This is a genomic window from Acinetobacter sp. YH12140, from assembly GCF_013418475.1.
In the GTDB taxonomy this organism is placed as follows: Bacteria; Pseudomonadota; Gammaproteobacteria; order Pseudomonadales; family Moraxellaceae; genus Acinetobacter; species Acinetobacter amyesii.
This window is the reverse complement of sequence record NZ_VPBZ01000001.1, coordinates 97,662-124,381: the sequence shown is the minus strand read 5'-3', so window position 1 is coordinate 124,381 and position 26,720 is coordinate 97,662. Positions and strand designations below refer to the sequence as shown.

The 26,720-nt window shown below is 42.7% G+C and carries 21 protein-coding genes and 1 pseudogene; 4 read left to right on the top strand and 18 right to left on the bottom strand.

What is annotated here, in order from left to right; translation table 11 throughout:
* Positions 1–20 precede the first annotated feature (20 nt).
* Positions 21–899: a LysR family transcriptional regulator GigC gene (gene gigC, locus FTU75_RS00595; protein WP_180114703.1), complete on the top strand. Its 879-nt coding sequence runs from the start codon at positions 21–23 to the stop codon at positions 897–899.
* A gap of 23 nt (positions 900–922) precedes the next feature.
* Here the strand turns inward: gigC and FTU75_RS00590 are convergent.
* The 16 genes and pseudogenes from FTU75_RS00590 to ndhC all read right to left on the bottom strand — a co-directional run bounded on the left by FTU75_RS00590 (position 923) and on the right by ndhC (position 18,034).
* Positions 923–1,679, bottom strand: a pseudogene (locus FTU75_RS00590) (cold shock domain-containing protein).
* Between the two features lie 108 nt (positions 1,680–1,787).
* Positions 1,788–2,081 (bottom strand): cold shock domain-containing protein, encoded by a 294-nt coding sequence (locus FTU75_RS00585; protein WP_180114701.1) that lies wholly within the window; start codon positions 2,079–2,081, stop codon positions 1,788–1,790.
* Positions 2,082–2,166: 85 nt separating this feature from the next.
* Positions 2,167–2,802 (bottom strand): uracil phosphoribosyltransferase, encoded by a 636-nt coding sequence (gene upp / locus FTU75_RS00580; RefSeq protein WP_078192289.1) that lies wholly within the window; start codon positions 2,800–2,802, stop codon positions 2,167–2,169.
* 126 nt (positions 2,803–2,928) lie between these two features.
* Positions 2,929–4,473: an NADH-quinone oxidoreductase subunit NuoN gene (gene nuoN / locus FTU75_RS00575; protein WP_078192290.1), complete on the bottom strand. Its 1,545-nt coding sequence runs from the start codon at positions 4,471–4,473 to the stop codon at positions 2,929–2,931.
* Between the two features lie 3 nt (positions 4,474–4,476).
* The gene (gene nuoM, locus FTU75_RS00570) at positions 4,477–6,090 is read right to left on the bottom strand and encodes an NADH-quinone oxidoreductase subunit M (RefSeq protein WP_078192291.1); all 1,614 of its coding nucleotides are present in this window, start codon (positions 6,088–6,090) and stop codon (positions 4,477–4,479) included.
* A 1-nt stretch (position 6,091) separates the two neighbouring features.
* The gene (gene nuoL / locus FTU75_RS00565) at positions 6,092–7,981 is read right to left on the bottom strand and encodes an NADH-quinone oxidoreductase subunit L (protein WP_180023142.1); all 1,890 of its coding nucleotides are present in this window, start codon (positions 7,979–7,981) and stop codon (positions 6,092–6,094) included.
* On the bottom strand, positions 7,978–8,286 hold the full coding sequence (gene nuoK, locus FTU75_RS00560; protein WP_067665227.1) for an NADH-quinone oxidoreductase subunit NuoK: 309 nt from the start codon (positions 8,284–8,286) through the stop codon (positions 7,978–7,980). Before nuoK ends, nuoL begins: the two co-directional genes overlap by 4 nt.
* Positions 8,286–8,804 (bottom strand): NADH-quinone oxidoreductase subunit J, encoded by a 519-nt coding sequence (gene nuoJ / locus FTU75_RS00555; protein ID WP_180114857.1) that lies wholly within the window; start codon positions 8,802–8,804, stop codon positions 8,286–8,288. The genes nuoK and nuoJ overlap by 1 nt, the downstream gene beginning before the upstream one ends.
* On the bottom strand, positions 8,804–9,346 hold the full coding sequence (nuoI, locus tag FTU75_RS00550; protein ID WP_078191099.1) for an NADH-quinone oxidoreductase subunit NuoI: 543 nt from the start codon (positions 9,344–9,346) through the stop codon (positions 8,804–8,806). Before nuoI ends, nuoJ begins: the two co-directional genes overlap by 1 nt.
* 18 nt (positions 9,347–9,364) lie before the next feature.
* Positions 9,365–10,381, bottom strand: coding sequence for an NADH-quinone oxidoreductase subunit NuoH (nuoH, locus tag FTU75_RS00545; RefSeq protein ID WP_078191100.1), 1,017 nt, complete (start codon positions 10,379–10,381; stop codon positions 9,365–9,367).
* A 3-nt stretch (positions 10,382–10,384) separates the two neighbouring features.
* Complete coding sequence (nuoG, locus tag FTU75_RS00540) at positions 10,385–13,063, bottom strand: NADH-quinone oxidoreductase subunit NuoG (protein ID WP_111884891.1); 2,679 nt, start codon at positions 13,061–13,063, stop codon at positions 10,385–10,387.
* 11 nt (positions 13,064–13,074) lie between these two features.
* Positions 13,075–14,406: an NADH-quinone oxidoreductase subunit NuoF gene (gene nuoF, locus FTU75_RS00535; RefSeq protein ID WP_111884890.1), complete on the bottom strand. Its 1,332-nt coding sequence runs from the start codon at positions 14,404–14,406 to the stop codon at positions 13,075–13,077.
* Positions 14,403–14,912 (bottom strand): NADH-quinone oxidoreductase subunit NuoE, encoded by a 510-nt coding sequence (gene nuoE / locus FTU75_RS00530; RefSeq protein ID WP_078191103.1) that lies wholly within the window; start codon positions 14,910–14,912, stop codon positions 14,403–14,405. Before nuoE ends, nuoF begins: the two co-directional genes overlap by 4 nt.
* Before the next feature lie 14 nt (positions 14,913–14,926).
* Positions 14,927–16,714, bottom strand: coding sequence for an NADH-quinone oxidoreductase subunit C/D (nuoC, locus tag FTU75_RS00525; protein ID WP_078191104.1), 1,788 nt, complete (start codon positions 16,712–16,714; stop codon positions 14,927–14,929).
* Between the two features lie 87 nt (positions 16,715–16,801).
* Positions 16,802–17,479 carry an NADH-quinone oxidoreductase subunit B family protein gene (locus FTU75_RS00520; RefSeq protein WP_078191105.1) on the bottom strand — a complete coding sequence of 226 codons (678 nt, stop codon included), beginning with the start codon at positions 17,477–17,479 and terminating at the stop codon, positions 16,802–16,804.
* A 6-nt stretch (positions 17,480–17,485) separates the two neighbouring features.
* The gene (gene ndhC / locus FTU75_RS00515) at positions 17,486–18,034 is read right to left on the bottom strand and encodes an NADH-quinone oxidoreductase subunit A (RefSeq protein WP_078192295.1); all 549 of its coding nucleotides are present in this window, start codon (positions 18,032–18,034) and stop codon (positions 17,486–17,488) included.
* Positions 18,035–18,591: 557 nt separating this feature from the next.
* Between ndhC and FTU75_RS00510 the strand changes: the two genes are divergently transcribed.
* Positions 18,592–18,948 (top strand): hypothetical protein, encoded by a 357-nt coding sequence (locus tag FTU75_RS00510; protein ID WP_078192296.1) that lies wholly within the window; start codon positions 18,592–18,594, stop codon positions 18,946–18,948.
* 92 nt (positions 18,949–19,040) lie between these two features.
* Here the strand turns inward: FTU75_RS00510 and bfmS are convergent, their stop codons facing one another.
* Both bfmS and bfmR read right to left on the bottom strand, forming a co-directional pair.
* On the bottom strand, positions 19,041–20,702 hold the full coding sequence (gene bfmS / locus FTU75_RS00505; RefSeq protein WP_180034533.1) for a sensor histidine kinase BfmS: 1,662 nt from the start codon (positions 20,700–20,702) through the stop codon (positions 19,041–19,043).
* Between the two features lie 44 nt (positions 20,703–20,746).
* Positions 20,747–21,463, bottom strand: coding sequence for a response regulator transcription factor BfmR (gene bfmR / locus FTU75_RS00500; RefSeq protein ID WP_067764711.1), 717 nt, complete (start codon positions 21,461–21,463; stop codon positions 20,747–20,749).
* Positions 21,464–22,051: 588 nt separating this feature from the next.
* Between bfmR and FTU75_RS00495 the strand changes: the two genes are divergently transcribed.
* Together FTU75_RS00495 and FTU75_RS00490 are read left to right on the top strand one after the other, a co-directional pair.
* The gene (locus tag FTU75_RS00495; RefSeq protein ID WP_180083537.1) at positions 22,052–24,883 is read left to right on the top strand and encodes a ribonucleoside-diphosphate reductase subunit alpha; all 2,832 of its coding nucleotides are present in this window, start codon (positions 22,052–22,054) and stop codon (positions 24,881–24,883) included.
* 477 nt (positions 24,884–25,360) lie between these two features.
* Entirely contained in the window at positions 25,361–26,644 is a 1,284-nt protein-coding gene (locus FTU75_RS00490; RefSeq protein WP_078191110.1) for a ribonucleotide-diphosphate reductase subunit beta, read from the top strand.
* The last annotated feature ends 76 nt before the right edge of the window (positions 26,645–26,720 follow it).

The window sequence follows — 26,720 nt, the reverse complement described above, 5'->3', positions numbered from 1 at the left end:
TAAATGTTAAGGCCTGATTCATGCGCATGACTTTACGCCAGTTGGCTGTTTTTGTAGCAGTCGCTCAAGAAGGTACCGTTACCAAAGCCAGTGATGCTGTCAAACTTACTCAAAGTGCAGCAAGTATGGCATTGGCAGACCTCGAAGATGGTCTCGGTGCTCCACTGTTTGACCGACTTGGTAAACGCTTGCAATTGAATGACTTGGGTCGTTTTTTATTGCCACAAGCTTTGGAAATTTTAGGGCGCTGCGAAGCTTTTGAACAAGCAGCGAAAGGCGAACTACAAAGTATTGATCTACGTTTGGGCGCTACCCTGACCATCAGCGACTACCTGATGCCAGACCTCATGGCAGATTTCCTACAAATTCAGCCTCAAGCACATTTACAACTTCAAGTCGGCAATACCCGCCAAATGATTGAAGCGGTAAACCAATTTCAGTTGGATTTGGCCTTAATTGAAGGTTCATGCCACCTACCACAACTGCAATGTATTCACTGGCGTGACGATGAACTTGCCGTGTGCTGTTCCCCAGAGCACCCTTTAGCGAAGTTGGATCGTGCACTCACTGCAGCTGACTTTGATAACGTGGAATGGATCTTACGTGAAGAAGGTTCAGGCACACGTGAAGTATTTGACAACGCAATTTTAAAAGACCTGCCAGATGCCAACATACGTTTAACCTTGGGTCATAACGAAGCCATTCTAAAAATCGTGGCAGGTGGTCTTGGTATGTCATGTATTTCTAAACTTGCGATTGAGCCTTTACGTGAAAAAGGTCAATTGGTGATTTTAGATACGCCGTTCTGGCAACTAGCCCGTCCATTATTCATGTTGGTACATCGTCAGAAATACCAAGGACCGGGTCTCAAAGCCTTTATGCAATTTTGTGAAAAATAAAAAAAGCGCCTTAAGGCGCTTTTTTATCTATTTTTAAATTGGCGTTCACATGGTTCGCCATCATTATTGCCGTCCATTTTCGTATTTGGACAATTATTATTAAAGAACACTGCTTCTTCGTATGAACGCATCTGACTACAATGCGTACGCCCATCACAACTAAACTGTGCTTTCTCTACTGCCCTTGGCGTATCACTTGAAGAAGGTGCCTGCGCAGTGTATTGAACAACAGACTGAGCTTGCGTTGAAGCTGTGCCGTATAGATTTTTTTCACCTTGCTCAGTCAGCACCCGATCGGGTAAATCCCCCTGTGCTTTTCGTTGTTCTTTTACAATATTTTCATTTTCTTGCATGAGCTGTTGTAAATGTAGTTGCTTCTGTTCTTGGTACTGCTGATATTTCCCATATACAGCCACAGCTAATACTACAATTACAATGAGTCCAATCATGCTGAAGATTTTACTGCCCCAAACTGTGCCTTTGGCTGTATCGTGAGGAGTAGCTTGGTCATTCACTCGATCCGACCTTGATTCAAATGACGGATTTATCTGTTCATGAGTGGACTGCTCTTTTTTCAAATCTAAACGGATGATATTTACCGCTTTAAATTTACCTTGATCTGCTTCAATCCTGTATTTGAGATTTTCTCCAACACGTGGTTCGATGTGTCGGCTAGGAAAATCACGAATATGAAAAAAATAAATCCTGTGCTTGATCTTGTTGTATAAATCCAAAGCCGCGCTCAACGTTATAGCTTTTGATTTTCCCCTCTTTAAACATAAAAATTGTCTCTCATCTTTTCTTTTAATACTCTTATGATAATAAAAAAAGAGGCCCTATAGACCTCTTTTTCAATTTCAAAGATTTCCATGAAATCTTAAAATCACATTATTTACGCAAATTCGAAAGCAAAGCTGAAGTAATTGACTGGTTATTTGCCACTACTTTAGATTTTTTAGCTTTTGCAGATTTGTCTTCTTCACGCTCAATGTTTATGGCTTTATAACGATCACCATTTTTCACCACATTAAATTTCACACGATCATTACGTTTTGGCTCGACACCATCTGCGGGAAAGTCAGAGATATGGAAAAATACATCACCTTCTTCACATGAAAGAAAGCCAAAGTCCTTTTCAGGATTGTACTGCTTCACTTTACCTTTATATTGTTCGGACTTCATAAAATACCCTATTCCATTTATGCCAATGTCTTTAGTATATAAAAAAGAGGCTATAAAAGCCCCTTTTCTGTTCATGATGCAAAAATTAGTCTTTTTGAACTGAACCGAAAATTTTATCGCCTGCATCGCCAAGACCAGGAACGATATAACCGTTTTCATTTAAACCTTGGTCTACAGATGCTGTATAAATGATCACATCTGGGTGAGCTTCATTTACACGTTTAATGCCTTCTGGAGCGGCAACAAGCACCATGACACGAATATCTTTACAACCACTAGCTTTTAGAACGTCAATAGCAGCAACGAGCGATGAACCCGTTGCAAGCATTGGGTCAATAATCATCGCTAAACGGTTTTGTACGTCTGGTACTAATTTTTTGTAGTAAGTACGCGCTTCTAAAGTTTCTTCATCACGCTCTAAACCCAATACAGATACTTTCGCACTTGGAATCAGGTTTAAGAAACCATCCAACATACCAATACCTGCACGTAAAATCGGTACGACTGTTATTTTTTTACCGGCAATACGATCTACAGTTACTTTACCATTCCAACCATCAATTTCATGATCGACCATTGGTAAATCTTTCGTTGCTTCATAAGTCAGAAGCATAGTCACTTCTTGAGCAAGCTCACGGAAGTTTTTAGTACTAATATCTGCACGACGAAGTAAGCCGAGTTTATGTCGAATAAGCGGATGACGGATTTCATGGATAGCCACGGGAGAACACCTAAAAGGTTAAGATAAAATTTCAACCATTATAAAGCTATTTAACAAATGATAAAAATAAAAAAGCCCCCTTTACAGGAGGCTTTTTTGTAATAAGCAAATTAATTGCTTAATTCATTAGTTAAAACCACTTTGAATTAAGCTAAAAATGAACTGTTGTAATTCAGGTGAGATCGCAAAGTATGCCACTTGAGAAACTGCAATGATTGGATCTGGATATACACCGATCAACAACACAAGTGCAGCTGCGCCAAGCACCATAATACCACCCACTTTTTGACCCCAATGATCGACAGCGTCGATACGTGGATTTTCCGGTGGAGTCATGTACATCACAACCATCACACGTAGGTAGTAGTACAAACCGATACCTGAACCAAGGATCACCATCGCAGCTAAGAACCATGAACCACCAGCAACTGCTGTTTTGATCACAAGGAACTTACCAATGAAGCCAGCTGTTAATGGGATACCTGCAAGAGATAACATCATGACAGTGAGTGTTGCAGTCAACACTGGACGACGCCAGAACAAACCACGGTACTCAGCAAGGCTACCTGCTTCGTCTTTGTTGTTGTAAGGGCTAGACATCAGTGTCACAACACCGAACGCACCAATCGTTGTTAATACATAAGTAATCACATAAACGTTGACGCTGCTAAATGTTGCAAAGCCTTGTACTTGAACAAAGTCAGTATTACGTGCACTTACAATCGCAACAAGTAAGTAACCAAAGTGAGCGATTGAAGAGTATGCAAGGATACGTTTCAAGTTCACTTGACGTACTGCTAGTAAGTTACCCGCAAGGATAGACAATACTGCAATAATGGTCACGATTGTAATGAAGCTGTCAGAAAGGATTAAGCCAGAAGCCAAGAAGTAACGAACGAATAGACCGATCATTGCCACTTTAGCCACAGTCGCTAAGAATGTCGCGATTGGCGCTGGCGCACCTGCATACACGTCTGGTGTCCATTTGTGGAATGGCGCAAGAGACAATTTAAATGCAACAGCAAAGACAATTAGTGCAAGACCAAGGACTACACCCGGTTGGCTGAATGTTGTGAACATTTTGCCTGGTTCAGCAACGAATGCCATTGTACCTGTATACGCATATACATAAGCCATACCCATCAACAACATCGCAGAAGCGGTTGCTGAAAGCACCAAGTATTTCACACCCGCTTCAAGCGACTGTGAACGTTGGTGTGTATAAGCCAATAGGCCGTATACAGGAATCGACATTAACTCAAGACTGATAAAGAAAGACGCATAGTGAGAACTTGCAACCATTAACAATGCACCTGTTACAGAGCACAGCATCAAGATATAAAGTTCTTCACGGTTATCTTTATAGGTTTCGATATACGCATGTGACAATGTGCAGCAAGCAAGTGCTGCAATCAAAATCACGAATTGGTACAACATCGTAAATGGATCTACGATGAACAAATTCATTACGTTTGCAGGTGCATACTGCCCTGCAACGAAAACAAAAATAATATAAAAGGCTGCAAGGTTCAGACCGATAACGGAAGTCGTTGCAACTAAATTGTGGTTACGCTTGATTGCAATTAGCAACATCACGACGATCGCAGTTAAAGCCACGATCATCACAGGAGCTAATGGCATAAGCTCAGAAAATGACATTGTGAAGTCCATGGCTTATTGCATCTCCACATTTTCAGGTTGTACAGCAATCTGCTGCACAACATCAACGACTTCTTGAACTGGGATATAGCTATTTGCAATCCACGCCATGCTTGAATTTGAAATATCAAGGAAGCTTTGTGGGAATAGACCAAGCCATACTAGACCAAGAGCACAGATTAAAAGAATCACAACTTCACGCGCATTTAAGTCTTTCAACGGATTTGCGTAATGCTGTTTTTGTTCTTCGTTTGGTGTACCAAACAACGCTTTGTGGATCAGGATTAAACCGTAAAGACCGGCAAATACTAAGCTTACTGCAGCAAGAATTGTATACACAGGGAACTTGTCATAAGAACCCATCAAGATCAGGAATTCACCGATGAAGTTACCTAGACCCGGAATACCTACAAGTGCCGCAACAAAGAACATTAAGAAGAATGAAAGGTATTGGAACTGACCACGAATACCGCCCATCAAACGCATGTCACGTGTATGCAGACGTTCGTAAACCTGACCACACATAATGAACAATGCAGCAGAAGATAGACCGTGAGCCAGCATCATAATCATCAAGCCTTGGAATGTCAGGATGTTACCTGCATACAAGGCAAGAAGTACGAAGCCCATGTGCGAAATAGATGTGTACGCAAGCAGACGTTTCATGTCTGTTTGTTGGAATGCACACCATGCACCGTAGAAAATACCGATTAGACCAAGAATGATCGCGATGTCAGCAAACTGAGCAGATGCTACTGGGAAGAATGGAATTACGAAACGTAAAAGACCATAAGCAGCAGTTTTAATCAAGATACCTGCAAGGTCTACAGAACCCGCTGTAGGTGCTTGCGCATGTGCATCTGGTAACCAGCCGTGTAATGGGAAAACTGGAAGTTTTACCGCAAAACCAATAAACATACAGATCATGAATGCATACGCAAGTGCTGGAGCTTTCGCCTCAACAGTGTGTGCAACACTCATCAAGAAGTCATAGTTAAAGCTGATTTGACCGTGAAGTTGGAAGCCAACAACCACTAGCCCCAAGATACCGATCAACATGATCAGACCCGCAACCTGAGTATAGATAAAGAATTTAGTTGCAGCGTAAACGCGTGACTTACCTTCTGCCCCTTTATGACCCCAAAGTGCGATCAAGAAGTAGATTGGTACCAGCATCATCTCCCAGAAGAAGAAGAAGAGGAACATGTCAATCGCTAAGAATACACCGATCACACCACCTAAAGACCACAGTAGGTTTAAGTGGAAGAAACCAACGTTCTTTTGAATCTCACCCCATGAACAGCCGACCGCAAGTACACCCAGTAATGCAGTTAAACCTACCATAAGCAGTGAAAGACCATCCACCGCAAGGTGAATGTTAATCCCTAAAGTGGTAATCCACGGTAGGTTAAATTGAGCAGCCCACTGTGGAGCTTGTGTACCCAACTCGTAGTTATAAGTACCGCTTTGCCATAAAACGACGGTTAACACCAACGTTAATAGCATACCAATTAAGGCAATATAGCGTGGTAAGTGCTTGTCGAGTTTATCGACAAGCCAGCATACAAAACCTGCAATGAACGGAATAAGGATCAGAGCGGGTAGAATTAAATTGTTTGGAGTTTCCATTTTATTTCCCCACGACCTGAATCACGACCAGGATCAATAGTAATGCAAACGTACCGAATGCCATACTAGATGCGTATTCACGCAATGAACCTGTTTGACGTGAACTTGTAAAGCTATTACCGCCTTTAACAAGTGCAGGCAATACAAGCCATAAGCCGTCAATTGGATCACGACCAAAGATTTTAGCCAGTAGTAAATAAGGCTTAACGAAAACAATGTTGTACAAAGCATCGAAACCAAGTGCATTACGACAGATATTTGCAAGACCCGCGCCCAGTGAAGTTTTCGCGAACGATTTCACTGCACCATAAGCAAAGGCAAATAACACCACACCAACTGCAAGACCTGCAAGTGCAATACCAACAGCTGTGTATTCAGCGCTATGCATACCGTGTTCTAGTGCTTCTGGAATATTAAACGCTGGGATTTGTGCAGCATTTAAAATATTCGTTACTGGTGCTTTTAATACATAAGCTAAACCAGTTGAAAGCACTGCAAGAATCGCCAATGGACCCCAGTAAGTAACACCTTTGATTTCGTGGTAAGGCGTGTTTTCTTTACCAAAGAATACAACCCAAATAAGACGGAATGTATAAATTGAAGTTAAGAACGCACCTGCTACACCAGTCCAGTACAAGCAGTCATAAACTGCAATCGCTTGACCTTTCACCCATACCGCACCAAGAATCGCATCTTTCGAGAAGAAGCCGATCGTGATGAATGGAATCGCTGCCAATGCACCGCCACCAATCGCGAAACAAGCAAACAAGAATTTGTTTTTGTGGAATAGACCACCCATCTTGAAGATGTTTTGTTCATGATGGTAAGCCAAAATCACAGCACCAGAAGACAAGAATAATAATGCCTTGAAGAATGCGTGAGTCAGCATGTGGAATAGACCAGCTTGGTAAGCTTCAGCACCTACAGCCATAAACATATAACCCAACTGACTCATAGTAGAGTAAGCAAGAATACGTTTGATGTCTGTTTGTACCAATGCAGCAAAGCCCGCAACCAACAATGTTACCGCACCCGTGATTGAAATGAACATCATCACTTCTGGCGCTTGTTCAAACACGCTGAACATACGGCTACATAGGTAAACACCCGCTGTTACCATTGTTGCTGCGTGGATCAATGCAGATACTGGTGTAGGACCAGCCATCGCATCTGCCAACCATGTTTGTAATGGGATCTGAGCAGATTTACCTGCAGCCCCCAAGAACAACATCAATGCAGTCCAAATCGCAATTGAAGAACTCTGAGCCAAAACTGTTGGCGCAGCAGCTACAACTTCTGCAATGTTTAAAGTGCCGAATTGTTGGTAGATCAAGAACAATGCGATCAGTAGGAATACGTCACCCACACGTGTCACAGTGAATGCTTTAATTGCAGCAAAACCGTTTGCAGGTGTTTGGTAGTAGTAACCAATCAATAGGTATGAACATAGACCTACACCTTCCCAACCGAGGAATAACAACGCTAAGTTGTCACCCAACACTAAAAGCAGCATGCTTGCTACGAATAGGTTGAAGTATGAGAAGAAACGTGCAAAGTCTTCTTCGCCACGCATGTACCATGTTGCAAAGATGTGAATTAAGAAACCCACACCTGTGATCATGCCCATCATCAATAATGATAAGCCATCTAAATGAAGCGTGAAGCCCGGTGCTAAGTTACCTGCACTGAACCAAGTCCAAAGATGCTGAGTTGTTGCAACTGAACCATTATTAACAAAGTCAATACCGGCAATTAATGCAAATAAAGCTGAAAGACCAACTGAACCTGCACCAATAATTGCAGCAACTGATTCAGGAAGGCTTTTACGACCTGCCGCCAACAGGATAAAACCAATTAGCGGGAAAAGTACTGTTAAATATAAATAACTCATCCGCGCATCTCACTAGCAGCATCCACATCCAGATGATGGAAGCGATGATAGAACTGAAGGACGATCGCAAGACCGATACACGCCTCTGCTGCAGCAAGCGTTAAGATCAAGATAAACATCACTTGACCATCTGGCTGTGCCCATGCGCTTCCTGCCAAAACGAACGCTAAAGCAGCAGCGTTCATCATGATTTCAAGGCTCATTAAAATAAATAGTAGGTTGCGTCGAACCATCACACCGTAAAAACCCAGTGCAAAAAGAATGGTTGCAACGATCAAACCATGTTCTAAAGGGATGTTGCCCATTATTCTTTGTCCTCTTCTGCACCTGGCTCACGTTTGCCAAGATGGAATGCAGCGACAAGTGCGCCAAGCAATAACATCGCAGCAACTTCAACCAGCAATAAGTACTGAGTAAAGAGTGAAGTACCCACTTCTTTCGGACCGACAACTTGAGTACCCATGACAGTGCCAGCAGTTGTGTAGTCTGACTTCAACATCCAAACAAGGATTAGACCCATTAGGAAGCTCATCAACGCAGGATATGCCCACGCTGAAGAAGTCAGCCATTTGCTTTCTTGTTCAACTGTATTTTGACCAAGATTCAGCATCATCACGACGAATACGAACAGCACCATAATTGCGCCAGCGTAAACGATAATTTCGAGGGCACCGGCAAACGGCGCACCCACGATCATGAAGATACCTGCAACTGCAAGTAAAGAGATAATCAAGCTTAATAAAGCGTGTACTGGGTTCGTGTTAGTTACAACACGAACGGTAGAGACGATGGCCACAAGCGCCATCAAATAAAATGGCCACATCATGGTAATAGACTCCGTACATCAACTGGTGTGCTTTCGCGTTGAGCCTGACCTTTATCTTTACCGGCAACAGCCATACCTGTTACGCGGTAGAAGTTATAGTCTGGGTATTTACCAGGACCTGAGATAAGAAGGTTTTCTTTCTCATATACTAAGTCCTGACGAACATACTCACCTAACTCAAAGTCAGGTGTCATTTGAATCGCAGTCGTAGGACATGCTTCTTCACACATACCGCAGAAAATACAACGTGAGAAGTTGATACGGAAAAATTCCGGATACCAACGACCATCTTCTTTTTCAGCTTTTTGTAGTGAAATACAACCGACTGGACATGCAACCGCACAAAGGTTACATGCAACGCAGCGCTCTTCACCATCAGGGTCACGCGTTAACACGATACGACCACGGAAACGTGGTGGTACGATGTCTTCCGCTTTAACCTCTGGATATAAAATGGTGTCACGTTTACGTGTCGCGTGTGAGAATACCATCCACAACGAACGTACAATTGACCCAAATCCAGCTAGAAATTTAAACATTTTATTCTCCCTGCTGTCTTAGGCCTGATTCATTAGAATCACAGCACCAGTTACCAGAAGGTTAACCAACGCCAATGGCAAGCAAATTTTCCAACCAAAGTTCATGACTTGGTCATAACGTGGACGCATTAAAGAGCCACGAGCCAAGACAAACATCATGACAAAGAATGCTGTTTTAATAATGAACCAGAACGCAGCTGGAATGAATGGAATATCTAGGTTGAAAGGCGCTAACCAACCACCGAAGAATAAAGTCACGATTAATGCAGAGATCAGTACGACGTTGACGTATTCCGCAACGAAGAACATACCCCATTTCATACCGCCGTATTCGACATGGTAACCTTCCGCCAATTCTTGTTCTGCTTCTGGTTGGTCAAATGGATGACGGTGAGTTACCGCAACACCCGCAACCACAAAGATTAAGAAACCTAAGAACTGAGGAATTACAAACCAAACATCACGTTGCGCTTCTACAATTTCACGCATGTTGAATGAGCCTGCAATTGCAACCACACCCATCAATGAAATACCCAAGAACACTTCATACGAAATGGTTTGAGCTGCAGAACGTAGACCACCCAATAATGCATATTTGTTGTTTGATGACCAACCACCGAACAATACTGCGTATACCGCGATACCTGCCATTGCCATAAAGAACAATAGACCGATGCTCATGTCTGATACACCTAGATAAGGTGAAACAGGAATAACCATGAACGATAGCACCGCAGTTGCCATCGCAACTGCTGGAGCCATACGGAAAGTCAATTTATCAGCAAATTTTGGTGTCCAGTCTTCTTTGAACATGATTTTCAGCATGTCGGCAACAATCTGGAACATACCGCCCGGACCTACACGGTTCGGACCGTAACGGTCTTGCCACAAGCCAAGTAAACGACGTTCAATAAAAGACATCAACGCAGCGATCAATACCACAACCAGTAAGATCACAATTGCTTGAAGAACTGAATAGGCGATTGGCCAGTTTTCAGCCCACAGCGGCGTTTGACGGATTAATTCTTGTTCCATGAATTACACTCCTACCGCGACTGAAACAGGTTCTGCAAGCGATACTGTAGGTGCTAGACCCACTGGGTAACCGATATAACCTGTAGGTAAGTATTCAATCACTTGAACTGGAAGGACGATTTCAGCATCCCCTGCTTTCACAGCGATACGTTGACCATCTTGAACATTTAAGCGTGCTGCATCTTGTTCACCCACAGCAAACATTGCTTCAGGAATACGCGATTCCATCGCAGGTGTTTTCACTGTAAATTCACCAGAAGCGAAGATGTGATGCATCGGCACAAGACGGAAGCTCTCACCATTAACCGCAACAGGTGCAGGTGCAACGAATGTACGTGCTGGACGTTTCGCTAAACGATCGAATAAACGAACGCCTGCATCACCACCTTTTAAGTGACCACCCACGTTGTCTTGGAATTTGTTCCAAGCTTGTGGTGAGTTCCAACCTGCAGACCAAGCAAATGGTACAAGTGAAGCTGGAGTTTGGTTACCTACATAACCTTCCATAGAGAACGTCAACGCAGAGTCTTTATCGACTGGTTGTTTTGGTTCATGAATAGAAAGTGGTGCGCGCATCGCAGTACGACCTGAGTAACGACGTGGTTCACGTGCCACTTTCAGACCATGTACACGGAAGCCAGCATCTGGTGCTACATCTTGAATTGCTTCAAGTGCAGGAACGTTTTTCGCTACTGACTCAATCACGTCATCAAGAACTGTCCAAGAAATCGCTTTGCCTTTCACGCCAGTTTCAATGGCATGTAACCAGCGCCAAGATTCTTTGATCGCAAGTTCTGGTTTGTAGTAGCTTGGGTCATACACTTGGTAGAAACGTTGTGCACGGCCTTCTTGAGAGACAACAGTACCGTCACCTTCAGCAAATGAAGCAGCAGAAAGTACGATGTTGGCTTTTTTCACAGTTTCAGTTTCAGAATGATCAAGTACAATCACTTCTTTACCAGAAAGTGCAGCATTTACCTGAGCAGCTGGTAAACGACGATAAAGGTCATTTTCCACCACGATCACGGTATCGTAATCTTGTGCGAATGCTTGTTCTAAACTTTGACCACCAAAGATCGCTAAGCCCATTGAGTTCACTTCAGGAACAGTCAATGTTAAGCCCGCATTACCAAGGTTCTGTGCAACTTGTGCAGCAGCTTCCATGATTGATGCGTCTTGCAAGCTTGTACCAGAGATGATTAATGGTTTTTTCGCAGCTTTTAAAGTGTCAGCAATAGTTTGTGCAAATGCTTTTGCATCGTCATCCAAACCTAAGATCACTTCACCTTTCACAGCAGCAGCGACCGCAAAACCTAAACGTGCAATGTCGTTAGGTGATGCAACAACTTCACCGGTAGCAACATCAGCTAAACGTGTTTGAGTGGCAGCAAGGATGTAAATCGGAGATTTGGCATCTTGAGCAATACGTTGTACAGGTTCAGCCAACCACTCTTGCGTACGGCGCTCTGCAGCCATTTCTTTAGCTTTATTTTTCGCAGCTTGGCGAACAGATAGAGCCATACGTGGTGCAGTTTGAGTCAGATCTTCACCCAAAATCAACACAGCATCGTAGCTTTCAATTTCACGCATACCAGGGTTATAAACACCTTCGGTTTGCATGATAGAAGCTGCAAGCTCAACAAGTTTTTGCTCTTTTTGAGACATACCTGTTGAGAAGTTGTCTTGACCTACAAGTTCGCGAAGCGCGAAGTTTGATTCAAGTGACGCACGTGGTGAACCGATACCCAATACTTTTTTGCCTTGGATATTTTCAATTACGGTATCCAATGCTTGGTCTACAGAAACTGTAGTCACATTTGCACCAGAGCGGAATTGTGGTTGACGTGGACGATCTTCACGGTTCACATAACCTGTACCGAAACGACCTTTATCGCAAAGGAAGTATTGGTTCACGTCGCCGTTAAAGCGGTTTTCTACACGACGTAGTTCGCCATAACGTTCACCCGGAGAGATGTTACAACCTGAAGAACAGCCTTGGCATACGCTTGGCGCATACTGCATGTCCCATTTACGGTTATAGCGTTCAGAGTGTGTTTTATCTGTGAATACACCTGTTGGGCAAACTTCAGTCAAGTTACCAGAGAATTCAGATTCTAAAGTACCTGATTCTGGACGACCAAAGTAAACACGCGAAGCGTTTGCATACACACCAAAGTCCGTACCACCTGCATAATCTTTGTAGTAACGCACACAACGGTAGCACGCGATACAACGGTTCATTTCATGAGAAATGAAAGAGCCTAGCTCTTGGTTGTAATGCGTACGTTTTGTGAAGCGGTAACGACGACGGTCATGCTGAGTCATTACAGTCATATCTTGTAAATGACAGTGACCACCCTCTTCACAGACTGGGCAGTCGTGTGGGTGGTTGGTCATCAAGAATTCAACAACAGAAGCACGGAAATTTTTTGCTTCGTCATCTTCAATCGAGATGTAGGTATTGTCAGATGCAGGCGTCATACATGACATCACCAAGCGACCACGAGTATCTTCAGGGTTCGCATATTGAGTGACAGCACATTGACGGCAAGAACCGACAGAACCTAAGGATGGATGCCAACAAAAGTATGGGATATCAATGCCAAGACTCAAACATGCTTGTAGCAAGTTTTCCGAGCCGTTGACTTCATACGATTTTCCATCGACATGAATTGTAGCCATAGTCGAATTCCTTAAGCTTGTTCTACGTTGCTAGTTTGAGCTGCCGCATTTACGACTTTTGCTTCAAACTCGCCACGGAAATGTTTGAGTGCGCCCATAAGTGGTTCCATCGCACCTGGAGCGTGAGCACAGAAAGTTTTACCAATCCAAAGCTTACGAGTCAGTTCTTGTAAGTGATCGATATCTTCTTTCTTACCTGTACCGTCTTCCAGTGCTTTAAGCGCTTTAACCGCCCAAGGTAAACCATCACGGCATGGTGTACACCAACCACATGATTCACGCGCAAAGAATTCTTCTAGGTTACGGGTTGCTGAAACCATACATTGAGTTTCATCGACCACCATGAGCAAACACGTACCTAAACGTGAACCTGCTTTCATGATGCTTTCCGCATCCATAGGAAGGTCAATATGTTCAGCAGCAAGGAAGTCTGTAGAAGCACCACCCGGTAACCATGCTTTGAGTTTTAAACCATCACGCATACCACCCGCATGATCTTCAATCACTTCACGCGCAGTTGTACCAAATGGAAGCTCCCAAAGACCTGGGAATTTTACTTTGCCTGAAGCGCCATAAATTTTAGTACCTGGATCTTTCGACTTACCTTCAGATAAACCGATATACCATTCAGGACCACGAAGCATAATTGCGGGTAAGTTGTTGTAAGTCTCTACGTTGTTAACAATCGTAGGACGACCCCAAGCACCTGCAACTTGTGGGAATGGCGGTTTAGTACGAGGGTTCGCACGGCGACCTTCAAGCGAGTTAATCAATGCAGTTTCTTCACCACAGATATAACGACCCGCACCAGTATGCACGTGTAACTCGAAGTTCCAACCTGTACCTAAGATGTTTTCACCCAAGTAACCTTTGGCACGAATTTGGTCCAATGCTTCATTTAAGTATTGAGCCGCTTCGATGTATTCACCACGGATGAAGATATAACCCTGTGTTGCTTCTAATGTATAAGCAGCAATCAACATACCTTCGATCAACTGATGAGGAAGTTTTTCCATCAACAGACGGTCTTTAAAGGTACCTGGTTCCATTTCATCGGCATTACAGATGAGGTAACGAGGGCCTGAGTTATCATTTGGCGCCATAAGCGACCATTTGATCCCTGCAGGGAAGCCCGCACCACCACGACCTTTTACAGTCGCAGCTTTGATTACTTCAAGCACTTCTTTCGGTTGCATGCCAACAGCTTTCTTAAAGCCTGCATAACCTTCAAGTGCTTCGTAATCATCTGCACTGCGAACGTGTTCCTGTTTGCTCAAACGCCAAGTTAATGGGTGAGTTTCTGGGTTACCGTCGCCATAAATTGGTTTTGGTTCAGTATTCATACATACTTCTCCAATAACTGTTTAATTGAAGTCACTTCAACTAGACCGTGAGTGTCTTCGTCAATCATTAACGTCGGACCTTTGTCACAGTTACCTAGGCAGCAAATTGGCAATAAAGTAAAGCGACCATCTGCAGTCGTTTGACCAAATGAAATGCCTAATTCACGCTGGAATGCTTCAGCAAGTGTTTCCGCGCCCATCAAGAAGCAAGCAATCGAGTCACATAATAAAATTACGTGGCGACCAACTGGTTGACGGTAAATACGGTTATAGAAAGTTGCTACACCTTCTAAGTCTGCAAGGCTCATGCTAAGCAATTGAGCAATAGCATTCATCTGTGCATCATCTACCCAGCCATTACGGCGTTGTACACACTTCAGCGCATCAAGACATGCTGCGCGTGGGTACGGATAGTGACCAATGTGATGTTCGATATCGTGGATTTCTTCCGCAGTTAAAATCCCTTCAACGTTCACACGTGGTTTTTTGTCAGTCAAAATCATCATAATGCGATTACCCCTTAGCGATCCACGTCAGCCATTACGACGTCAATTGTCGCTAAATAAATGATTAAGTCAGACATTAAGCTGCCGTTAATCACAGAAGGCATTTGCTGTAAGTGCGTGAAGGTTGGTGTACGGATACGTGTACGGTAACTCATCGTTGACTTGTCTGAAGTCAAGTAGTAGTTCGACGCACCTTTTACCACTTCCGCCATTACAGAGCTTTCGCCTGCTGGCATTACAGGACCCCATGACACGCTCAAGAAGTGCGTAATCAATGTTTCGATGTCTTGTAAAGTTTTATCTTTTGGTGGTGGAACAGCCAATGGATGGTCTGCTTTGTATGCACCAGAAGGCATGTTGTCTAAACATTGTTTGATGATTTTCAGTGATTCTTCAATTTCACGGAAGTGAACAAGAACACGTGCATAAGCATCGCCTTCGTACTCTAAAGGCACATCGAAGTCGTAGTTTTCGTAGCCGCTATAAGGACGGTATTTACGAACGTCGAAATCAATACCTGTAGCACGTAGACCTGTACCTGTTACACCCCAAGCCAATGCTGATTTTGCATCATACTGAGCAACATTACGGGTACGACCGATAAACACTGAGTTTTTCAGTGCCGCAGTGTAGTACTCGTTCATACGCTTCGGCATCCAATCTAGGATTTCGCGAATGAGGTGCTGCCAGTTGTTTGGCAAGTCGTGCGCTGTACCACCGATACGGAACCATGCTGGGTGCATACGGTAACCCGTGATCGCTTCGATCGCGTCATAGATTTTTTGACGGTCAGCGAACATATAGAATACTGGGGTCATACCGCCGGCATCCTGAATCGCAGTACCAATGAACAATAAGTGGTTATTGATACGGAACAATTCAGACATCATGACACGGATACATTGTGCACGATCAGGAACGGTAATCCCTGCCATTTGCTCTACGCCAAGAACGTAAGGCATGTTTTGCGCACAACCACCTAAGTAGTCAACACGGTCTGTATATGGAATGAATGAGTGCCATGTTTGACGCTCAGCCATTTTTTCCACTCCACGGTGGTGATAGCCGATGTCAGGAACACAGTCTTTCACTTCTTCACCGTCCAACTGCAAGATTACACGGAAGGCACCGTGCGCAGATGGATGGTTAGGACCCAAGTTTAGGAACATGAAGTCTTCATCATCGTTCCCACGCTTCATACCCCAATCTTCAGGTACGAAACGAAGATGTTCTTGTTCGTAATCCTGTTTCGCTTGGTTTTGGCGATAAGGCGTGTATTCAGTCGCACGCGCAGAATATTCTTTACGTAACGGGTGACCTTCCCAATATGTTGGCAACAAGATACGACGGAGCATTGGATGCCCTTCGAAGTTGATACCGAACATGTCGTAAGCTTCACGTTCGTACCAGTTGGCATTAGGCCAAATATTCGTTGCCGTTGGAATGTTTACATCATTCTCAGCTAATGCAACCTTGATACGAATATCACTGTTACGCTCTAACGATAACAAGTGATAGAACACAGTGAAGTCAGATGCAGGCAGACCATCGCGGTGTGTACGTAAACGCTCATCAACCGCAGACAAGTCAAACAGCATCACGTATGGACGTGACACCGTACGCAAGAACATTAAAACTTCTTGTACACGTGCGCGCTCAACCCAGACTGTTGGAAAGTCTTCAAAAGTCGTTTGCACGTAGAAGTTCTCACCAAATTTGGTTTTGAGCTCTTCTACAATTGCAAATGCAGGGCGGGAATCAACTGGAGTTGATTCTGGCATAGCAATGTCAGTTTCAGCCATTGGCTTGGCTTCCTATTTAATACAAATTCAGTCAATCAAAACGACAATTACACCCAGTCCGGGTGTATCAATATTTCGTCGCAGTGATTATTTAATTTCATCCATTGAGCGTAAGTTTTTCACTGCAATACGCTGTGCGTTCTTACGGTCACGTTCTGGCATCATCTTTGGCTTATACACTGGCTTAAGATCATCACCAATCACGGCCGATAAAGGACGGCGCTCAAGTTGAATCTGGTCTTGCAATAACATCAATGCCTGAATTAAAGCTTCAGGACGTGGTGGGCAACCCGGGATATACACATCGACAGGGATGATTTTATCCACACCTTGTACAACTGAATAAATGTCGTACATACCACCAGAGTTTGCACATGCACCCATTGAGATTACCCATTTAGGCTCAAGCATTTGCTCGTACAAACGTTGAATTACAGGCGCCATTTTCATGAAGCATGTACCTGCAACAATCATCAAGTCAGCTTGACGTGGTGAAGCACGAATAACCTCGGCACCGAAACGTGACAAGTCATGCACGCCTGTTAAAGTCGTTGCATACTCTACGTAGCAGCAAGATGTACCAAAGTTGAACGGCCAAACTGAGTTTTTACGACCCCAGTTTACTGCTGTATGTGCAACATCCTCTAAACGAGTCATGAACACATTTTTATTCACTTCTTCTTCAAGCGGATCGGTAACGATTTGACGCTCTTGAAGTGGATATTGATCAGCATCCGGATTCGCACGGGTTAATGTATATTTCATCCCGTCTTACTCCTTGTCAGATGATGCAGTCGGTGACTTAGATTTCACACGACCAGATGATTGCGCTGGAATTTGACCTGTAGGGTCCATAACCAACTCTTCAATAGAGTTAAAGCGTGTGATTTCTGCGATATCCATATTTGGCGAGCCAATTTTAGGTTTAATTCCCGCCGCTTTACGCTTGTCAGAAGGTGACCAATTTAAACCACCAGAAGACAATTCATAAACCAAACCAGCAAGTAAAACTAAAATAAAGACTGCTGCAGCTGCAAAACCAACCCACCCAGTTTCACGAACAGAAGATGCCCATGCATAAAGGTAAAGTGCTTCGATATCGAACACAACGAAGAAGATCGCAACTAAATAGAATTTCGCAGACAAGCGAATACGTGCACCACCAGCACCTACTACACCTGACTCAAACTGCTCTTGCTTAGCTCGACCCCATGATTTACCCCCAAGGAGTAAAGGGACGGTCAGCATAAAGACGCAAAGGAATGTAACGCCGATCACGAAGGCAATAATTGCCCAATCGTATGGAGTAATGGCACTCATGCGGGGATAACTCCTGGCAGGCCTATTTATTAACAAAGAATGTATGTATTGGCCTTCAAATACACCAAACACAAAATTAATCCCGCCAATTGTACCTGATTGAGGAGGCTTCTTGCTAGCTTATCGATATTCGTCTTTAGGATGATTTTTTAATCATTTCAGCATTTAAATTGGGTTTACTCCCTTAAATTTAGGATTAATCGTTTAATTAGATTAGATCTTATTTTTTTATTAATTATTACATTTATGTGATTTTAACAGAAAATTATGACTGTTCAGTTTCATGAACAAATCCTTCAACTTTTAGCTCATGTATTAAATTTTCATGGCCGTATCATTTATTAAAGAAATTCCATCTTGTTTCAAATTGGTTGCCTTTTTTATCCCATCTATTAGCTTTGATCTTTCCCCTAAAATGAAAAACAAGTTGAATTAGCACAAAGAAAAAAGGCTTTTTTTAGCTTCTTGTGACTTTTTTGCAATTCTTTGACACGACCCACAAAGAGTGTGATATTTGTAGTTAAAACACAAAAAGCAATCACAACGGAGAGACAATAATGACTTTAGAATTTACGCATAAACCTGATTATTTTCTATCTGCGCAATTGGTGATTCACCATATTAAAAGCTACTTAGATAAGCATCCTGATGCTCAAAATGCCATTTTTGATTTACGTGATATCTATGAGTTGTTACGACAAGATTTAGCTTCTGCAACAACCAACCTTAACGGGATTATGAATATTGCAGATGAATATAAACTTGAAACTTTAAACGGTGATCAAAAACTTATTAGCAATTATTCTATCGATGCTAAAAACAACTCCTTACTCATCGATTTTAATGCAGATGCTCTTGCCGCATTAAAAAATGGCAAACCTATTATTGAACCCGATGCAACAATTACGGAATAAGTAGAAAACTGATATCAAAAAGCCATTCAAATTGAATGGCTTTTTATACTTATCATTCACTAAAATCAGCTTAGCTACATATCTAAGCTTACTTAATTTTCATTGGTACTCGGTTCTTTAACATCTAACTTCGGTTTATTTTTCTTAAAACGAGTTGCAGGCCATGTCATGGTGAAACGCGCCCCGCCTAATATTGGACTTTCATCAATATCAATAGTCCCGCCAAACCAATATGCAATGCGACTAACAATCGATAAGCCTAAACCATAGCCCCCTGAGGCACGAGTGCGACTATCATCTAAACGTGCAAAAGCATCAAAGATACGTTTACGATCTTCTTCTGGAATGCCGGGGCCATCATCTTCAACACAGATATAAGCCATACCTTCATCATTCACACCACCACTAATCAGCACTTTATCGTCACAATATCGCACTGCATTCCCCACCAAGTTTTGTACAACACGGTGTAAATAGCGACGCTCGGTTTCCACAACCACTCCAATTGGTGGTGCTTGCAATTCCAAGGTTTTCCCAGTCTTTAAGGCTTCAGTTTCAATCAAGACCTGATCTAAAACTTCAAACAAGCTAACATCTTCAAATTCTAAAGATGGCATGCCCTGCTCAAGTTTGGCATAAGTCATGATTTCATCAATTAAAGTATTTAGAGCCTCAATATCTTTATCAATCTGTTCGACTTGCTGCTGACGGTAGTCATAATCATCTTCATCCGCCATCATTTCTACACCAAAGCGAATACGTGCCACGGGTGTCCGCAGTTCATGCGATACCGCGCGCATCAACTCACGCTGTGCTTCAATTAAACGCTCAATATGATCTGACATGGAGTTATAGCTCGATGCTAAAGTACCAAACTCATCCGTGCTTTCGACAGGCAGACGTACAGATAAGTCCCCGCCCTTCATTTTATTTAACGCATAATTTACAGCACGCAGCTTACGTTGCATCGGCACCAATAGACCATAAACACCCAAGCTCAAGACAAACAAGCTCAGTAGCGTAATACCCGCTGCCAACTGGAAAGGCATCCAATTAAACAGTGGCACAGGCCCCATAACCAAGACTTCTGAAGTTGAGCTTGGAATTGGTGATACGATCGAAATAGTTGTGCCGCGCTCAGTCGCACTATCACGATACAAAATAATGCTGTGATCTAAACGTAGTCGGCCGATTTGCTCAGAGTCTAAAGGTAAACTTTGAACATTTTGAATTGAAATTGGATAAGAAAAATGATGTTGGATTTTTTCAAGATATTGTTTTTCTTGACCTGGGTAATACACCAAATAATCCAGTATAAATACAGGCAATGCTTTCATTTGGCGTTCTGAAATATTATCAGCTTTTATATACAGTAGATGTGCAGGGTCATCTTTTAAGCCAATAATAATATAAGCTGCTGTGGTTTGTGCGTCCCAACGCACTACAGCTTTACGCTCTTCTATACGTTTTGTTTCTGCTCGGGTTAAATCAACCTGATTAGCTTTTACATAATAAATAGGCAACTCAAGTAGATCGGATGCATCTGACACCCAATCTGACTTTTGTTGTTCATTTGGCTGACGTGCAATACCTTCACTTATAATGAAAGCCAAACCGTCAGTAAGCGATTCACGATATTCTTGCGCGCGCTGGTAGTTTATGATTTGCACCAGCAAATAGCCAAATGTAGCGACTAAAAAGACTAAAATCAGTAGCCCCGCATAAACGCGCAAAAATATACTGTGTTTAAACACGTAAAAGTGTCCTACTTTGCCAAACTAAGGGACGGTATTTTACATTAAATGCCGTTGGTTTCTTTTACGAATAAATAACCTTTACTACGTACGGTCTTAATGCGTTTCGGGTTTTCTGGATCATCACCAATTTTTGGACGAATTCGCGAGATACGCACGTCAATTGAACGGTCTTGACCATCGTATTCAATACCACGCAGACGCTCAAAAATATCTTCACGAGAAAGAATGCGACCCGCATTAGATGCCAACAACCATAAAAGGTCATATTCTGCACTGGTAAAGTCAACCAACTCATTATTAAGTGTGACAGAACGACCACCATTATCAATTACAAGATCATCAAATTCGATGCGCTGTGCAACCTCATCTTCTGGTGCTTTGTCTGTACGACGTAATAATGCACGAATACGCGCAAGTAAAACGCGAGGTTGAACAGGTTTTGCAACATAATCATCTGCACCCATTTCTAGACCCAACACTTGGTCCATGTCTTCGGTACGTGCAGTCAACATTAAAATTGGTTGATGGTAGTGTGGACGAACTTCACGACAAATGGTTAAACCATCGGCACCCGGAAGCATCACGTCGAGTAATACCATATCTGGTTGTTCAGCGATAATACGGCGAATCGCACGATTACCGTCTGGTTCTACCCCAACTTCAAGTCCGTTACGGATTAAGTATTCTTGAGTTAAACGAGCAAGACGCTCATCGTCTTCAACAATTAAAATTTTAGGTAACTTTTCTTCTTGGCTCATTGATTGCCCCTTATTTGATTGGGCGTATCCTATTTGAAATCCGATAGATACGCTTAAACATAGTTTGCAATATACACACGTTTACATTGTAAACAAGATGGCATTCACCAAACTGATACATCAATATCGTATTTTGTAATAAATTTTAACCTGCTACATTTTTGCAGCCGTATTTACCAATCATTTCCATGCCCTATTGCTCACAATACCAACAATTATAAATTTGGATACATTTTCATCGAATAAAAACTGACTGATTAATTCACAACTTTTTAGGCTTTCTGAAGTTATCCACAATGTTATCTATAAGCACTCTTTTTCGACTTTGCTATGCTATGCCCTTGTCGGATAAGGCATATATAACAAAGATAAAAAATAGGGATTTTTTGAGATGGATTTCTGCCAGAAAAGTTCAAAGCATTTAGTAAAATGTCAATATTGATATACCCTGAATTTTCCCGTATCTTGTGTTCAATAAATTTTTAAACCACTAGGTCTTGTGTTTAAACCTCAAACACTGTGGCATAAAAATTGCCCAGTTCAAACGGTCCTAACATAAAAATAGATGACAAATGGAGCTATGCTAGCATGAGCGTAACGAATTCAACCCCTGGTCAAATTCAGGTGATTAAACGCACCGGTGACGTTGCACCTTTTGATGCAGAAAAAATCTCTGTGGCGATTGGTAAAGCGTTCTTGGCCGTTGAAGGCCAGCAAAGCGCTGACTCCAGCCGTATTCATGACCGTATCTCTCAATTAACTGAGATGGTATTGAATACCTTTAACCGTCGTTTACCTTCTGGCGGTACCATTCATATTGAAGAAATTCAGGATCAGGTTGAACTTGCGCTTATGCGTACAGGTGAGCAAAAAGTTGCTCGCTCTTACGTGATTTACCGCGAACAACGTGCCGAAGCTCGTAAACAAACTGGTGCTCACCACCACCCTACGTTACAAGTAACGGGTTCAAACGGTCAGCTTAAACCGCTTGATCTTGGCGCGCTTGAGGCAAATATTGTTAAAGCAGCTGAAGGTTTAGAAGGCATCGATGTTCGAGCGATTATCGATGAGACTGTAAAAAACCTTTATAACGGCGTAAAAGAGTCAGACATCTCAACGACCATGATGATGGCTACTCGTACACGTATCGAACAAGAACCAAACTATACATATGTGACTGCGCGTTTATTGCGTAACGACCTTGTTGCTACAGGGTTAGAGTTCTTAGGTTTAGATAGTGACACGAATGAAGGCGACGCTTTAGAAACTTTCTTGAAGAAAGGTATCGAGCTTGATCTTCTTTCTCCAGAACTTCTTAACTTTGACCTTGCAAAATTGGCTGCTGCGATTCAACCAGAACGCTCAAACCAATTTACTTATTTAGGTCTACAAACTTTATTTGACCGTTACTTCATCCACTCAGATGGTGTACGTTTCGAATTACCACAATTATTCTTCATGCGTGTTTCAATGGGTCTTTCATTGAACGAAGCAAACCGTGAAGAACGTGCAATCGAATTCTATAACTTATTGTCTAGCTTCGATTACATGGCGTCTACGCCTACTCTATTTAACTCTGGTACTTTACGTCCACAGTTATCTAGCTGTTACTTAACAACGATTTCAGATGACCTTTACAACATTTATGGCGCAATGCGTGATAACGCAATGTTGTCTAAATGGGCGGGTGGTTTAGGTAATGACTGGACACCAGTTCGTGCGCTTAACTCGTACATCAAAGGTACAAATGGTAAGTCACAAGGTGTTGTACCGTTCCTTAAAGTTGCCAACGATACTGCTGTTGCAGTCAACCAAGGTGGTAAACGTAAAGGTGCAGTATGTGCATACCTTGAAACTTGGCACTTGGACATCGAAGAATTCCTAGAACTTCGTAAGAACACAGGTGATGACCGTCGTCGTACACACGACATGAACACAGCGAACTGGGTTCCTGACTTGTTTATGCAACGTGTATTCGAAGATGCTGAATGGACTCTGTTCACACCATCTGAAACACCTGATTTGCATGACCTAACAGGTGCAGAATTTGCTGAACGCTATGCTTACTATGAAGGCATTGCGAAAGAAACCAACATGCTACATAAGAAAGTCCGTGCGAAAGACTTATGGCGCAAAATGTTGTCTATGTTGTTTGAAACTGGTCACCCTTGGATCACATTCAAAGACGTATGTAACTTACGTTCACCACAACAACACGTTGGTGTAGTTCACTCTTCTAACTTGTGTACAGAAATTACGCTGAACACTAACGAAGATGAAATCGCAGTATGTAACTTAGGTTCAATCAACCTTGTACAACACGTTCAAGGCGGTGTGTTAGATCGTGAAAAGCTTGCTCGTACAGTTAAAACTGCTGTTCGAATGCTCGACAACGTAATTGACATCAACTACTACGCTGTTCCACAAGCTCGTAACTCGAACTTGAAACACCGTCCAGTGGGTATGGGTATCATGGGCTTCCAAGATGCTTTATACGAAATGAAATTGGCTTATGGTTCTGATGCTGCGGTTGAGTTCGCTGATGAATCGATGGAAGTGATTTCTTACTACGCGATTCAAACATCTAGCGACTTGGCACTTGAACGTGGTACTTACGAGACATTTAAAGGTTCACTTTGGGATCAAGGTATCTTGCCAATTGACTCTTTAGATATCGTACAAAAAGCACGTCCTGACCGTATGTTCGAAGTTGACCGTACAACACGTTTGGACTGGGATACTTTACGTACTAAAGTTCAAAAAGACGGTATGCGTAACTCAAACGTGATGGCGATTGCACCGACTGCAACCATTTCGAACATTTGTGGCGTATCACAGTCAATCGAACCAACTTTCCAAAACTTGTATGTGAAATCTAACCTTTCTGGTGAATTCACAGTGATCAACCCGTACCTAGTACGTGCGTTAAAAGATCGCGGTCTTTGGGATTCTGTGATGGTCAATGACCTGAAACACTTTGAAGGTTCAGTGCAAAAAATTGCACGTATTCCTGAAGAGCTGAAAGCAATCTTCGCGACTGCGTTCGAAGTTGAGCCACGTTGGATTGTTGATGCTGCATCACGTCGTCAAAAATGGATCGACCAAGCTCAGTCTCTTAACCTTTACATCTCTGGTGCAAACGGTAAGAAACTTGATATGACGTACAAAATGGCATGGTTACGTGGTCTAAAAACCACTTACTACCTACGTGCATTGGGTGCGACTTCTGCTGAGAAATCAACCATTAACACAGGTGCGTTAAATGCAGTTAAACCTGCAACTGTAGCAGCTCCTGTTGCCGCGGTCGCAGCACCTGAAGCAAAACCAGAAGTTCCTGCAGAGGAAGACGGTTTTGCAAATGCAGCGCCAGTGCCACAAGCATGTTCAATTGATAATCCTGATTGTGAGGCTTGTCAGTAATGAATGTCTCAGTTTTCTTTGTTATTGGCCTAGTCTTCCTTATTTTAGCAATACTATTTATGGCTGTACTTACAGCTCTAATTACCGCTATCAAAGCTGACAGTGACTAATCTGATTTTTTTTAGAAAGCCATGCTTAGTTGAACCTATGCATGGCTTTAGCACAGAAACTGAAATATTTATTTGAAGTAAAAAAAGGACACCACCATGCCACATATGACGCATAACTATCAGTTAGGGCTTATTGCTTTGGTGGTTTCCTTTATTTTGACTTTTTATGTCCCGATCGCCTATTTCTGGTTCAAGGCATATAAATCGCGTAATCAAAATAAGTAGTGGGGATATTTGCTCTACCGAACACTTTTAGAGCAGTGATCGACAAAACTTAATTTTGCTTACACAAATTGAGCGTATAGTAGGACATCTCAGCGACGCTGGATGTCTATAAAAGATATAAAGCAACGAAGAGAGAACTGTTATGTCTATCCTAAGTTGGGACGATTTCGAAGATGATGAACCGAAACAAGCTGCACAAGCTCACCAGCCTGCGCCCGTCGAACCGCAAAAAACGACTGATTCGCAAGTGGTATCTAATGCACAGCACTCATCGCCGAATTTGGCAGCTGCACAACCCGCTCGAACCAGTACAAATCGACCAACAGATCCAACCGATCCGTTGGCAAGAGCATCTAACGCTCTAGAAAATCTAGACGTTGCACCGGGCTTAGAAGAGCTAGAAATGGGTGCTCAGCGTGTTCAAGTTGATGATAAAGCGATGATCAACTGCCGCGCTGACTTAAACCAACTTGTACCGTTCAAATACGAATGGGCTTGGCAAAAATATCTAGACGGTTGTGCAAACCACTGGATGCCGCAAGAAGTGAACATGAACCATGACATCGCACTTTGGAAGTCTGAAAATGGCTTAACCGAAGATGAGCGTACCATTGTTATGCGTTCTTTAGGTTTCTTCTCGACTGCGGATTCATTGGTTGCAAACAACTTGGTTCTTGCAATCTACCGTCACATTACCAACCCTGAATGCCGTCAGTACATCTTACGTCAATCATTTGAAGAAGCGATTCACACGCACGCTTACCAATACTGTATCGAATCTTTAGGTATGGACGAAGGCGAAGTCTTCAACATGTACCGTGAAATTCCTTCAGTGGCTCGTAAAGCAGCTTGGGGTCTGAAATATACACAATCTTTAAGTGATCCTACGTTCAAAACAGGTACACCTGAAAACGACCAAATCTTGCTTCGCAACTTGATCGCGTTCTACTGCGTACTTGAAGGTATCTTCTTCTACTGTGGTTTCAGCCAAATCTTGTCTATGGGTCGTCGTAACAAGATGAATGGTGTTGCTGAGCAATTCCAATACATCTTACGTGATGAATCTATGCACTTGAACTTTGGTATCGACATGATCAACCAAATCAAGATCGAGAACCCTCACCTATGGACTGCTGAGTTCCAAGAAGAAATCATTCAAATGATTCTTGAAGGTACAATGCTTGAAATCGAATATGCACGTGACACGATGCCACGCGGTGTATTGGGTATGAATGCAGGCATGATGGAAGAATACTTGAAGTTCATCTGTAACCGTCGTTTAAGCCAATTGGGCTTGCCTGAACAATTTGCTGGCGTGAATAACCCATTCCAGTGGATGTCAGAAATGATGGACTTACGTAAAGAGAAGAACTTCTTTGAAACTCGCGTAACTGACTACCAAACTGGTGGTGCATTAAGCTGGTAATAAATTTTTCAGCGAAATATCAAAAGCGGAACCAAAGTGTTCCGCTTTTTTTATGAAGAATTTCATTCACCCAAGC